The following is a 12342-nucleotide window of genomic DNA, read 5'->3' on the forward strand; positions in this document are numbered from 1 at the left end:
GGATTTTTATCCTTCAGCAATAACAAAAGCCTGAGAGAAAGAAGAAGAATGGCTTATACTAACATGCCAGTTCTTAATCCCTAAAGATATAGATAGGTGTAGTGGAGTACCTGATAAGATTATATTTGGTCTTCCTGCATCTTCTTTTAATATTTCAATATCGGTTAAAGCAATTCCGTCTTCCATACCTGTAAACAAGCATTTTAGAATAGCCTCCTTTGCCGCAAATCTACCCGAAAGAAATTGTAGTGTTCCTTTTGCTGGACAGAGGTCTAACTCTCTATTAGAAAAGATTCTAGATTGTATAGCTCTATTATTTTCCCAATCTAACTTTCGTGAAACAGTATGTTCTACTATATCACAGCCAATTGAAATAATCATTACTAAAATGAAATATGTTTTAATTTTCTATTTGCTGTATCAAATTCTATAAGACCTCCCTGATTTGATATCAGAAATCTAAAAGCAGCATAAGATTGTAATATGGCATATTCCCATTCTTCAGAGGTACGAACGCTTACTTCAAAATTCTCTGTCATTTCTTTAATTATTCTCAAAGTAGTTTTTGATACTTTTGATTTTCCTTTAAAAAAATTCTTTCTTTTTGCTTCATTAAATATAATCATAGAAATTGCTTCCTCCGTAATTGTGGCTCTTGCACCGTCTTCTATTTCATCAACCAAACTGTTACTTTTTCGTTTTCTTTTCATCATGGCTCTTGTACATGGAGACCATCCCAATAGAGCGGCAAACGAATAATGAAATATATCATGATAACGATAGTAATCATTTTTATAAGAGTTGTCATTAATAACATCTCCAAGTTGTTCAGTTCCATTAGAAATTACTCTTACTTCGTTCTTTTGGTCATTTCCTACTTCTTTAAATGACACGTTAAAATATCTAGGGATTTGCTCCCTAGATATATAGTTGTCGTCAAAAAACTTTTTCTTAATTTGTTTTATCATCGTATTTTATTCTTTAAATCAAAAATAATGTTTTCGTTAATTCCCCATTTTGGAGGAAACCAATAGTCAATAGGTTTAGAGTTAAGTTTGTACACTTGCTTAATCCTTACTCTATCACTATTGCCTTTTATATCAGGATGTTTTACTCTTGCATATTTATCTACTTCACAAAATAAATTTTGACAATCTATCAGTTGTAATCGCCTTCCCCAAAGTGTTTTGAAATCTAACTGTAATCTTTCAAATTCCATTTCCTGCCTATCGGTCATTAGTTTAATGATTTCAACATTGCTTAACCCTCCTGTATTAGCAAAGCATTTACTTATTCCACCTAAAGCTCCAGGGCCAGGTACTACAAATTCTGATTCTGAAAAATCAATTATATTAGAGTAATTAATGTCAATTAAAATTTGATACGCTAAAAAATCGCCTAATCCCGGAAAACTTTTAACAATGTCAAATGCTTGTTGCATTTTGTTACAATCCATAAGTTGTATAGAAGTGTCTTTTTTCAAGATATAATCTATCAATTTTAAATGATTTGAGTGTTTTCGCTCGTAGCCAAATTGCCTTACAGAAGGCATTATATATGCTGCTGAATAGATTGTCTTCTTTTCTGCGAAAGCCTTACTTAGAACTTTATCATACCTTTTAAAATCAAATTCTTCATAATTTAAGTCTCCAATATTTTTTTTTAGCAATTCCCATGTGTCAATTTTGTTAAACAATTTGAACAACAGTATTCTAAAAAGAACTTCATCGGGTGAGTTAGAATAATCATCATTGTAAATAACTTCCTTAATTAAATACTGACTTACTCTATCCGAAGCCCTGTAAGCATTTGTAAATTTATGTTTAGATAAAATGGGGTCGTTTGTCCAAGGATATTTATCCCCTTGTATTCGACTAAAAAAAACATCTTGTCGTAATACCGCAAACCTCCAATAGCTATCAAATACCTCTGTTGTTTTAGCAGGTAATAATGGCTTATATATTGTAAAAGTGTTCTGCTTTTTAGCTATTGTACTCATTAGTTTTCTACCTTCATTTTAATTATTAATCCTTTTGCTTGAGCTTTTGTTAAATGGTCTAATTTTTCAACTCCAACAAAACAATTAAATCGTTCCAATTCTAATCCAGCTTGCTGTGCTACAAACTTTCCAAGATTGATTAACCCTAACCAGTTTCCATAAGCTCTCTGATACAAATACTGCATAGCATAAAAGCTATTTATTATTAATCCTCCATTTTCTGATTTATAGAATGAAACATGTTGTAAACAAGGAAAACTCTGGAATACGCCATTTTTATGGTCTTTTAATGGGTCAAAAATAGCAGCTTGTGATTTCGAGCGACGTTTTATTTTAGAGTCTTCACTTAAAGAATCAATTATTATTTCTAATTGATTCTTTTTACTGTCTCCAAATGCTATAAGGCGTTCAAAATAAGTTCCTGCACTGTTTCGCTTATCAATTTTCTTTAGCCTTGGTAAAACGTTTTCTAAATACAATCTAAACAACTCTTGCCGGTTACTTTTGTTAAACAGATATAAAGATTGTGGAAATATTGTTTCAGAAACAATATCAATTGAATCTAGTTGGTGTTCTGCCAAATCTTTGTTCAATTCGTTTTTTATAGTGTTATCCTCGTCAAAATCAGATAAAGTCAAAACTAATGGTGTAATTTCATTACCCGAGTTATCGATTATATGTTGTAAGACTTTACACCATGCTTTCGATAAATTATTCTCTTCTATTAGTACTGGTATATTCATTTTATTAGTTTTCTAAATGTCTATATTCCGCAAAACCAATATAGTTCTGTGGTTGGATTCTCACAAAGCAACTGGTTTCACCACTTGTTGAATAAATGGAAGATATTCCAGATTTTTTCGCTAAATATAGTGTCCCAACTTCTGTGCTTTTTATCTTTTCTAAATAGTTATTATCAACTTCTAAATCAGAAGGAATAACTAAGTAGTTTGAAACTTCTAAATCAATAGGTTGATTATTTGTTTTAAAATCAATAATCTTGAAATATGCTTTTTCTTCAACGTTGCCAAAATGCTTTTTGAATATTTTGGAAGGTGTATGTTTAGATAATTCCATGTATTTATATTCATTCATTAACATATTGACTTTACAATGTGTAATTAACGTTTGATATCCAACCCCTAATACAGAACTAACTATATAATAATCAATTTCTCTTGCGGTATTAAAATCAAGCTTTCTTTTTTTGAACTCTGATTGTACACAAGCAATTGGCATTAACAAATGTGCAGAAAATGCATCAACTAATTTCTCATCATCACTTTTGTAATTTGAGTTGTCATTTTCGTCTGTAAGAATATCTAATTTTAATCCATGGTTAAAAACATGATGACCTAATTCATGTCCGCAAGTAAAAATTCTTCTTGGGAGCGGACGTAGACGTGAAATTATAATTTTGGGTTGGCTTGTATTGTTCATAATGATATTATTTACATAAAGACCTTCCATATTAATATCAACGAATTGTACATCTATGTTTAATTTAGAACAAACATCGTAGATGTTTATAGCCTCATATAAACTGAGCCCTAATTTTAGTCTTGTTTCACTTGCTTTTCGGATAGCACTTGTATATAACTCATTCATTTATTTCGGAAGTATTCTTAAGATTTCTAATAGCTTCTTTCTGTCGGATTCATCCATTTTCCCCAATTCCCTTGCAGCAATTTTTGTTTGCTCATCTAAAGCCGATTCATTTTCCTCTTTCAACAAAAGCCATGAAGTGCTTACTTTGTACAACTTAGCAAATTGAATAATCTCTTCTGCACTTACTTTTCGTTTTCCACTTTCTATTTCAGAAATAGCTGGTCTTTGTATTTGTAAGATTTTTGCAGCATTTTCTTGCGACAAGCCAGACATAACCCTTGCTTCTTTTAATCTTTCAGCAATTTGTTCTCTTTCAGTCATAGTACCCTTATTGTTCATTTTTTGACAATTTTAATAGCTTCGTTGCAGCCTCTTTTATATTTAATTGTTTCTTCGTTTTTTGATCATGGAAAATATAGCAATCATTTGGTATAGTAATACCTGTTTTAATCTCAATTTGAGAAAAAATGGAAACTAACACTTGACTCATAATGAAATTTCCAGGATAGAAATTTCCACTTACGACTTCTTCAACTTCTTGATGAATACAAACTTCTTGTATAATCTCAATTATTTCTTTTTCTAATTCTAATATTCCCATGATTGTAAGAATTTCATACAAAATTATGTAAGATTTTCTTACAATCAAAATATTTTGATAAATATTTATGCCACTCAACGCCAAATCATTCCTTTGACTGCCACTTTGTTATAACCCCTTGATTTCCGAAACATCTTTGTCCCGAAAGCCCGCAAGGTGTGGGATAACAAAAACAAATTAATGTGTTTCAATTATGGAAAAACAAAGAAAAAAAGTTTTGCTGGCAACCGTAGCGATGTTGTCAGGAATTGGTTCTTTCGCACAGGGAAATGGTTCGGCTGGGATCAACGAAGCTACCCAAATGGTAACAAGTTATTTCGACCCCGCAACCCAATTAATTTACGCCATCGGTGCGGTGGTTGGGCTTATCGGAGGCGTTAAGGTGTACAACAAATTCAGTAGTGGCGACCCCGATACTTCGAAGACGGCAGCTTCATGGTTCGGTGCGTGTATCTTCCTGATTGTAGCGGCTACTATTCTACGTTCATTCTTTCTTTAATCTTTTGCCTTATGAATTACAATATCAACAAAGGCATCGGAAGAACGGTAGAATTTAAGGGATTGAAAGCACAGTACCTTTTCATCTTCGCAGGTGGATTGCTCGGTACCTTAATCTTCGTGATGATAATGTATATGGCAGGTGTAAATTCTTACATCTGTCTATTACTCGGAACCGGAGGTGCTTCACTCATCGTATGGCAGACTTTTTCACTGAACAGGAAATATGGCGAACACGGACTGATGAAGTTGGGAGCCATAAAAAGGCATCCTCGCTACATAATCTGTCGCAAGCCTGTACACAGGTATTTAAGATTCACTCCTAAACCCAAAACCGTATGAGAAATGTAGCTAAGACAGCCACATTGGAAAACAAATTTCCTTTGCTAGCAATAGAGAACAACTGCATTCTTTCTAAAGATGCAGACATTACCGCCTGTTTTGAAGTACGGTTGCCAGAACTGTTTACCGTTGCGTCGGCAGAATACGAGGCTATCCATTCCGCTTGGCACAAGGCAATCAAAACCTTGCCAGACTTTACAGTCATTCATAAACAGGATTGGTACATCAAAGAAAACTACGCTCCCGATCTGGCACAGGAAGACCAAAGTTTTCTGTCAAAATCCTACCAACGTCATTTTAACGAGCGACCATTCCTAAACCATTATTGCTATCTGTTTCTAACCAAGACGACCAAGAATAGAATGCGTATGCAAAGTAATTTCAGTTCGCTTTGTAAGGGTACGCTTATTCCAAAGGAAATCAATAAAGAAACGATACACCGATTTATGGAAGTGGTGGCTCAGTTTGAGCGTATTGTGAACGATAGCGGCTTTATAAGCCTGCGACGTTTGACTGAAGACGATATCATTGGTACGGACGAAACACAGGGATTGCTGGAACAATACCTAACGCTGTCAAGAGAAAACGGAACGGCAATGCAGGATATAGCACTCAGTGCTGAAGAAGTCCGTATTGGAAACAAAAGGTTGTCCCTGCATACCTTGTCGGATACAGACGATTTGCCTGCAACCGTTTCGGCGGATACCCGATTTGAAAAACTTTCCACTGATCGAAGCGACTGTCGTTTGTCATTCGCTGCTCCTGTGGGATTATTGTTGAGCTGTAACCACATCTACAACCAATACCTGTTTTTAGATAACAGCGAAGACAACCTGCAAAAGTTTGAGAAGTCAGCAAGGAATATGCACTCACTGGCTCGGTACAGTCGTGCCAATCAAATCAACAAAGAGTGGATTGAGAAGTACCTGAACGAAGCACATTCGTTTGGGCTGTCTTCCGTAAGGGCACACTTCAACATTATGGCTTGGTCGGAAGATTCTACAGAGTTGAAACAACTAAAGAACGATTGCGGAAGTGCATTAGCATTGATGGAATGCAAGCCACGCCACAATACAACGGATGTAGCTACCCTGTATTGGACAGGAATGCCAGGCAATGCAGGTGATTTTCCAAGCGAAGAAAGTTTTTACACTTTTATTGAGCCAGCCTTGTGCTTCTTCACCGAAGAAACCAATTATCACAATTCACCATCGCCATTTGGTATCAAGATGGCTGACAGGCTTACAGGAAAACCTATTCATTTGGATATTTCGGATTTGCCAATGAAGCGGGGCATTATCACGAACCGGAACAAGTTTATTCTTGGTCCGTCAGGTTCGGGTAAATCTTTTTTTACCAATCACATGGTTAGGCAATACTACGAGCAAGGTGCTCACGTACTGCTGGTAGATACAGGTAACTCCTATCAGGGGTTGTGCGAATTAATCAAAGGAAAGACTAAAGGCGAAGACGGTGTTTACTTCACTTATACCGAAGATAACCCGATTGCCTTTAATCCATTTTACACCGATGATGGTGTGTTCGACATTGAAAAGCGTGAGAGTATCAAGACTTTGATACTCACGCTTTGGAAACGTGACGATGAACCGCCTACAAGGTCAGAGGAAGTTGCTCTTTCCAATGCGGTTTCAGGTTATATCGACCGTATAAAAAACGAGGGCATTTTCCCATCGTTCAATGGCTTTTACGAATATGTAAAAGGAGATTACCGCAAGGTACTCGAAGAAAAACAGGTTCGTGAAAAAGACTTTGATATAGCCAATTTCCTCAACGTTTTAGAGCCTTATTACAAAGGTGGCGAGTATGACTATCTGCTGAACTCGGACAAACAGTTAGACCTACTTTCTAAACGCTTCATCGTGTTTGAAATTGATGCGATCAAGGATCACAAAATACTTTTCCCAATCGTAACCATTATCATCATGGAGGTTTTTATCAACAAAATGCGAAGACTGAAAGGTATTCGCAAACTGATACTGATTGAGGAGGCTTGGAAAGCAATCGCAAAGGAAGGAATGGCAGAGTACATAAAGTACCTCTTTAAAACGGTTAGAAAGTTTTTCGGCGAAGCTATAGTCGTAACCCAGGAAGTAGATGATATTATTCAATCGCCCATCGTCAAAGAAAGTATCATCAACAATTCAGATTGTAAAATTCTCTTAGATCAGCGTAAGTACATGAACAAGTTTGATGATATACAGACGATGCTGGGGCTTACGGATAAAGAGAAAGCACAGGTACTATCCATCAACATGAATAACGATGCCAGTCGCTTGTACAAGGAAGTTTGGATTGGATTGGGCGGAACACACTCGGCAGTGTACGCAACGGAAGTAAGCCTTGAAGAATATTTGGTGCGCCCATAAGGGCATATAGTGAATGTGGTTTGGCAACCACTGGGCAAGTGTTTATAACGCCCATCAACAGCCGACTTATCCGAACGGGAAACCCGACGGGGAGTGTAGCATGTCGGAAAAGCCATAAGTCAACTAATTGTCGTGTTGCGACTGAATGGCGAGTTGAAAAGTTAGATATAAGGATGAAGTCTTGATTGATTGAACGACAGTCCGAACGGTCAGTTCTTAGGCAGTGACGGAAGACAGTTACCAACGTCACTTTGTGGTAATATCCTAATGACAGGTAGTAGTGATAGCATAAACAGACCACAACGTAACTGCAATAAGCAGAAAAGGGCGAACATCGCATCCGACAATCTAACGTGCCAATAGTTGCTATATGTCTAAATGGGGATTGCCTAAGTCGGAATGCCACAGGCGTGGCTATGGAAAAAGCTCCTGAATATCCGATACGGCAACGGAGTCTCCGTAGTAGTCCGAGCAGGGGAAAGCCCTGTACATGGCGAAGGGAGACAGTCAATTTAGTTTAATACGATTAACGGAAAATGTGAGAGACATTATGAGAAATCCAGAAAAAGTATTGAACAGTCTAATAAGGCACAGCGGAAACACGGACTATAAATTCGAAAGGCTGTACAAGGTTCTGTTCAATGAAGAGATGTACTTTATCGCCTATCAGAAAATCTACAGTAAAGTAGGCAATATGACGGCAGGAGTTGATGGAAAGACCATCGACGGAATGAGTATATCCCGCATTGAAAGGCTGATTGCATCGTTGCGAAACGAGACCTATCAGCCAAACCCATCCAAGAGGACATACATTCCGAAAAAGAACGGGAAGAAACGTCCGCTTGGTATACCATCTTTTGATGACAAATTAGTGCAGGAGGTTATCAGAATGATATTGGAAGCAATTTATGAGGGGAGCTTTGAGCATACTTCACATGGGTTCCGATCCAATAGAAGCTGTCACACAGCCCTATTAAGCGTCCAACAGTCATTCACTGCTGTACGGTGGTTCATCGAGGGCGATATAAAAGGCTTCTTCGACAATATCAATCACGAAATATTGATTGGTATCCTAAAGGAGCGTATCGCTGACGACAGGTTCATTCGGTTGATACGAAAGTTCCTCAATGCAGGGTATATTGAAGATTGGGTGTACCACAAAACATACAGTGGCACACCGCAAGGTGGGATTGTAAGCCCCATCCTTGCCAACATTTACCTTGATAAACTCGATAAATATGTCAAGGATTATATCAAGGACTTCGATAAGGGTAAAAGAACTACGGCAACACGCCAGTACAGGCTACACGAACAGAGACGATACCGCTTGGCCAAGAAACTCAAATGTGAGACAGACGAAACTGTCAGAGAGCAGATGATTAAGTACATCAAAGAGTTGAGACAGGAAAGAAACAAATATCCAGCTTATGACAAGATGGATGGTAGTTTCAGAAAGTTAAAATACGTTAGGTATGCGGACGATTTTCTTATCGGGGTCATAGGTAGCAAAGAAGACTGCAAAAAGATAAAGGAAGACATCAAGGTTTACCTTGATGAAAAACTGAAACTTGAACTGTCTGATGAAAAAACCTTGGTGACTAATGCTAAGAAACCAGCCAAATTCTTAGGCTTTGATGTCTCCGTGCGAAACTCCGATGAAGCCAAGAGAGATAAGCACGGTAGAACCGTAAGATGTTTCGGAGATAAGATTGTACTCCGTGTCACAGTAGACGTGATGAAGAAAAGGCTACTGAGCTATAATGCCATGAACCTGGTAAATGAAAAAGGCACAGAAGTTTGGAAACCACGCTCACGCTATTACATGAAAGACTTGGATGACTTAGAAATCATCAGTCAGTACAACGCTGAAATACGGGGCTTTTACAATTATTACTCAATTGCCAACAACAGCTCGTTTGTCCAGTCATTTTCTTACATCTTGGAGTACAGTATGTACAAAACGTATGCACTGAAATACCAAACTTCAATTAGTCAGGAAAAGACTAAAAGATGTATCAACGGAGTGTTTTCCATTCCCTACAAAAACAGGAAAGGAGATATAATGTACAGACGCTTTTACAAAGAGGGTTTCAAACGCCAAAAAGCTGCCCGTGGTGCTTACGTGGATAGTTTACCTGTCACAGTTACCATTACAGGAGGAAGAAACAGCCTTATAACAAGGTTGCAAAACCAGAAATGCGAATTATGCGGTGCCAACGAGAAATTGGAAATGCACCATATACGCAAATTGAAAGACCTGAAAGGTAAGCAAGACTGGGAAAAACGAATGAGTGCAAGGAGAAGAAAAACCTTGGCAGTATGCTCAAAATGCCACGATAAGATACACGCAGGCAAGTTAGACTGAATAAATTGATGGAGAGCCGTATACCTGGAGACAGGTACGTACGGTTCGGGGGAGAGTTCTTGGAAACCTACCATAGTCAATATGGCAAGGCGCCGGGTCCTTATCCTACGCTTACACGACAGAAGAAACCGAAAAAATGGAAGTGATGCAACTCGCTTCCGAATTGGACGGTAATGTGGAACTCGCCATTAAGCATATCGCTATGCAAAGGCGTGATGAATTAAATCAATAAGTAATCATTTAAAATTTCAAGACAATGAAAAAAATATTTTTAATGATGCTCACGGCAATACTGTTTGTCGTAGCACCGTCAGCAAAAGCTCAATTTGTCGTAACTGACCCAGCAAATTTAGCATCAGGTATTCTCAACTCTGCGAACGAAATCGTACAGACTTCCTCTACGGTTAGCAATGTGGTAAAGAACTTCAAAGAGGTTGAAAAAGTGTACAAACAAGGCAAGGAATATTACGATAAACTCCAAGCCATCAACAACCTTGTGAAAGATGCCCGTAAGGTGCAACAAACAGTTTTAATCGTGGGCGATGTATCCGAGATGTATGTGACCAATTTCGGTAAGATGATGAACGATCCAAATTTCAAACCAAATGAGTTAGTAGCCATTGGTAACGGTTATTCGGCACTGCTGAATGAAAGTACAGAACTGCTAAAGGAATTGAAGCAAATTATCAGTGCATCAAGTCTTTCGCTAAATGACAAAGAGCGTATGGATATTATTGACCGTGTGTACAAAGAAGTAAAAGAATACCACAGCCTTGTACGCTATTACACCAATAAGAACATATCAGTAAGCTACCTAAGAGCAAAGAAGAAAAACGATGCCAAAAGGGTGCTTGATCTGTACGGAACTTCTAACCAAAAATACTGGTAAATCATGGAATGGGATAATCTTCACGAACTTCTGCGTTCGCTCTACGATGATATGATGCCTCTTGCAGGCGATATGGCTGCGGTTGCGAAAGGTTTGGCAGGATTGGGAGCTTTGTTCTATGTAGCATTAAAGGTTTGGCAGGCTTTAAGCCGTGCCGAACCTATTGATGTGTTCCCCTTACTTCGCCCATTTTCCTTAGGACTTTGCATTATGTTTTTCCCAACTATCGTGTTGGGAACCATTAATGCGGTATTAAGTCCTGTTGTAACCGGAACCCATCAAATACTCGAAGACCAGGTACTCGATCTGAACAAACTGCAACAACAGAAAGACCAATTGGAATATGAAGCAATGGTCAGAAACCCCGAAACAGCCTATATGGTATCGGACGAAGAGTTTGATAAAAAGCTGGAGGAACTGGGCTGGTCGCCATCGGATATTGGAACAATGGCCGGAATGTATATGGATAGGCAAGCCTACAAAATCGAAAAAGCCATCAAAGATTGGTTTCGTAACCTACTCGAAATACTATTTCAAGCTGCGGCTTTAGTCATTGATACTATCCGAACGTTCTTCCTGATTGTTTTAAGCATTCTCGGCCCAATTGCTTTTGCCATCTCCGTGTGGGATGGCTTTCAATCAACACTAACACAATGGATCACCAGGTATGTCAGTGTATATCTCTGGCTACCTGTTTCAGATCTGTTCAGCTCTATGTTGGCAAGGATACAATCCCTCATATTAGAACGGGATATAGCTATGCTCGCAGACCCAACTTATATACCTGATACGAGCAATACGGTGTACATCATTTTTATGATTATTGGCATTATCGGATACTTCACCATACCAACAGTGACAGGTTGGGTAATCCAAGCCGGAGGTGCAGGAAACTTTACACGCAACGTAAACCAAACGGCTATGAAAACTGGCAATATCGCAGGTGCAGGAGCTGGTTCGGCAGCAGGGAATATCGGTGGCAAATTAATGGGAAAATAAAATAATTAAATCAGTTAAAAATGGAATTTAAAACTTTAAGAAATATAGAAAACAGCTTTAGGCAGATACGTTTGTATGCCATAGTATTTGCAGTTCTCTGTATTGGTGTTGTAGGATATGCCGTATGGAAATCGTACAGCTTTGCCGATGAGCAACGCCAAAAAATCTATGTGCTGGATAACGGCAAATCCTTAATGCTTGCCCTGTCTCAAGATGCCAATATTAATCGACCTGTTGAGGCTCGGGAACACGTTAGGCGTTTTCATGAACTGTTCTTTACGCTGGCTCCCGACAAGAATGCCATTGAAAGTAATATGAGCAGGGCTTTCAATCTTGCCGATAAATCAGCCTTTGATTATTACAAAGACCTTTCTGAAAAAGGGTATTACAGCCGTATTATTTCGGGTAATGTACAGCAAAGCATAGAGGTAGATAGTGTAGTGTGCAACTTTGACAATTATCCTTATGCGGTGCGTACCTACGCAAAGCAGTTCATCATTAGGTCAAGTAATGTAACACGTCGTAACCTGGTTACTTCCTGCTATCTCGTAAACTCCGTTCGTTCCGACAACAATCCCCAAGGTTTTAACATCGAAAAATTTGCGGTGGTAGAGAACAAGGATATAGAGGTCATCGAACGTTAAAACAGGATAT

General features: G+C 38.2%; 14 protein-coding genes. 7 read left to right on the forward strand and 7 right to left on the reverse strand.

The window, feature by feature from the left end; all coding sequences use genetic code 11:
- Window positions 1–6: 6 nt before the first annotated feature.
- The 7 genes from acpS to L1283_RS18305 are packed head-to-tail and all read right to left on the reverse strand — an operon-like array spanning window position 7 to window position 4208.
- A complete protein-coding gene (acpS, locus tag L1283_RS18275) occupies window positions 7–381 on the reverse strand; it encodes a holo-ACP synthase (protein WP_143884044.1) in 375 nt (124 codons plus the stop codon).
- A 2-nt stretch (window positions 382–383) separates the two neighbouring features.
- Window positions 384–968 carry a hypothetical protein gene (locus L1283_RS18280; protein WP_260031536.1) on the reverse strand — a complete coding sequence of 195 codons (585 nt, stop codon included), beginning with the start codon at window positions 966–968 and terminating at the stop codon, window positions 384–386.
- Entirely contained in the window at window positions 965–1999 is a 1035-nt protein-coding gene (locus L1283_RS18285; RefSeq protein WP_260031534.1) for a nucleotide kinase domain-containing protein, read from the reverse strand. Before L1283_RS18285 ends, L1283_RS18280 begins: the two co-directional genes overlap by 4 nt.
- Window positions 1999–2742: a thymidylate synthase gene (locus L1283_RS18290; protein ID WP_143884041.1), complete on the reverse strand. Its 744-nt coding sequence runs from the start codon at window positions 2740–2742 to the stop codon at window positions 1999–2001. Before L1283_RS18290 ends, L1283_RS18285 begins: the two co-directional genes overlap by 1 nt.
- Before the next feature lie 4 nt (window positions 2743–2746).
- Window positions 2747–3607 carry an ImmA/IrrE family metallo-endopeptidase gene (locus L1283_RS18295; RefSeq protein WP_260031532.1) on the reverse strand — a complete coding sequence of 287 codons (861 nt, stop codon included), beginning with the start codon at window positions 3605–3607 and terminating at the stop codon, window positions 2747–2749.
- A complete protein-coding gene (locus L1283_RS18300; protein WP_228429942.1) occupies window positions 3608–3946 on the reverse strand; it encodes a helix-turn-helix domain-containing protein in 339 nt (112 codons plus the stop codon). It lies immediately after the preceding gene.
- Entirely contained in the window at window positions 3936–4208 is a 273-nt protein-coding gene (locus L1283_RS18305; RefSeq protein ID WP_260031529.1) for a hypothetical protein, read from the reverse strand. Before L1283_RS18305 ends, L1283_RS18300 begins: the two co-directional genes overlap by 11 nt.
- A 193-nt stretch (window positions 4209–4401) precedes the next feature.
- On the opposite strand from L1283_RS18305, the gene L1283_RS18310 reads away from it, so the two are divergent.
- The 7 genes from L1283_RS18310 (at window position 4402) to traK (ending at window position 12332) form a co-directional block, all read left to right on the forward strand.
- Window positions 4402–4707, forward strand: a complete 306-nt coding sequence (locus L1283_RS18310) for a DUF4134 domain-containing protein (protein WP_260031528.1) — start codon at window positions 4402–4404, stop codon at window positions 4705–4707.
- A gap of 11 nt (window positions 4708–4718) precedes the next feature.
- A complete protein-coding gene (locus tag L1283_RS18315) occupies window positions 4719–5048 on the forward strand; it encodes a DUF4133 domain-containing protein (protein ID WP_260031527.1) in 330 nt (109 codons plus the stop codon).
- Entirely contained in the window at window positions 5045–7435 is a 2391-nt protein-coding gene (locus tag L1283_RS18320) for a TraG family conjugative transposon ATPase (RefSeq protein WP_379824674.1), read from the forward strand. The genes L1283_RS18315 and L1283_RS18320 overlap by 4 nt, the downstream gene beginning before the upstream one ends.
- Before the next feature lie 490 nt (window positions 7436–7925).
- Window positions 7926–9800 (forward strand): reverse transcriptase domain-containing protein, encoded by a 1875-nt coding sequence (locus L1283_RS18325; RefSeq protein ID WP_429626372.1) that lies wholly within the window; start codon window positions 7926–7928, stop codon window positions 9798–9800.
- A 256-nt stretch (window positions 9801–10056) separates the two neighbouring features.
- Window positions 10057–10689 carry a DUF4141 domain-containing protein gene (locus L1283_RS18330; protein ID WP_260031524.1) on the forward strand — a complete coding sequence of 211 codons (633 nt, stop codon included), beginning with the start codon at window positions 10057–10059 and terminating at the stop codon, window positions 10687–10689.
- Between the two features lie 3 nt (window positions 10690–10692).
- Complete coding sequence (traJ, locus tag L1283_RS18335) at window positions 10693–11688, forward strand: conjugative transposon protein TraJ (RefSeq protein ID WP_260031522.1); 996 nt, start codon at window positions 10693–10695, stop codon at window positions 11686–11688.
- Between the two features lie 20 nt (window positions 11689–11708).
- Window positions 11709–12332, forward strand: a complete 624-nt coding sequence (traK, locus tag L1283_RS18340) for a conjugative transposon protein TraK (protein ID WP_260031519.1) — start codon at window positions 11709–11711, stop codon at window positions 12330–12332.
- The last annotated feature ends 10 nt before the right edge of the window (window positions 12333–12342 follow it).

It is taken from the genome of Sphingobacterium sp. HSC-15S19, assembly GCF_050433745.1.
Classification (GTDB): domain Bacteria; phylum Bacteroidota; class Bacteroidia; order Sphingobacteriales; family Sphingobacteriaceae; genus Sphingobacterium; species Sphingobacterium siyangense.

What these genes read in the sequence shown, in the direction of transcription:
- L1283_RS18300 (WP_228429942.1), bottom strand. Translation starts at nt 3,946, where the DNA reads ATGAACAATAAGGGTACTATGACTGAAAGAGAACAAATTGCTGAAAGA.
- L1283_RS18280 (WP_260031536.1), bottom strand. Translation starts at nt 968, where the DNA reads ATGATAAAACAAATTAAGAAAAAGTTTTTTGACGACAACTATATATCT.
- acpS (WP_143884044.1), bottom strand. Translation starts at nt 381, where the DNA reads ATGATTATTTCAATTGGCTGTGATATAGTAGAACATACTGTTTCACGA.
- L1283_RS18305 (WP_260031529.1), bottom strand. Translation starts at nt 4,208, where the DNA reads ATGGGAATATTAGAATTAGAAAAAGAAATAATTGAGATTATACAAGAA.
- L1283_RS18320 (WP_379824674.1), top strand. Translation starts at nt 5,045, where the DNA reads ATGAGAAATGTAGCTAAGACAGCCACATTGGAAAACAAATTTCCTTTG.
- L1283_RS18290 (WP_143884041.1), bottom strand. Translation starts at nt 2,742, where the DNA reads ATGAATATACCAGTACTAATAGAAGAGAATAATTTATCGAAAGCATGG.
- L1283_RS18285 (WP_260031534.1), bottom strand. Translation starts at nt 1,999, where the DNA reads ATGAGTACAATAGCTAAAAAGCAGAACACTTTTACAATATATAAGCCA.
- traJ (WP_260031522.1), top strand. Translation starts at nt 10,693, where the DNA reads ATGGAATGGGATAATCTTCACGAACTTCTGCGTTCGCTCTACGATGAT.
- L1283_RS18310 (WP_260031528.1), top strand. Translation starts at nt 4,402, where the DNA reads ATGGAAAAACAAAGAAAAAAAGTTTTGCTGGCAACCGTAGCGATGTTG.
- traK (WP_260031519.1), top strand. Translation starts at nt 11,709, where the DNA reads ATGGAATTTAAAACTTTAAGAAATATAGAAAACAGCTTTAGGCAGATA.
- L1283_RS18295 (WP_260031532.1), bottom strand. Translation starts at nt 3,607, where the DNA reads ATGAATGAGTTATATACAAGTGCTATCCGAAAAGCAAGTGAAACAAGA.
- L1283_RS18330 (WP_260031524.1), top strand. Translation starts at nt 10,057, where the DNA reads ATGAAAAAAATATTTTTAATGATGCTCACGGCAATACTGTTTGTCGTA.
- L1283_RS18315 (WP_260031527.1), top strand. Translation starts at nt 4,719, where the DNA reads ATGAATTACAATATCAACAAAGGCATCGGAAGAACGGTAGAATTTAAG.
- L1283_RS18325 (WP_429626372.1), top strand. Translation starts at nt 7,926, where the DNA reads ATGGCGAAGGGAGACAGTCAATTTAGTTTAATACGATTAACGGAAAAT.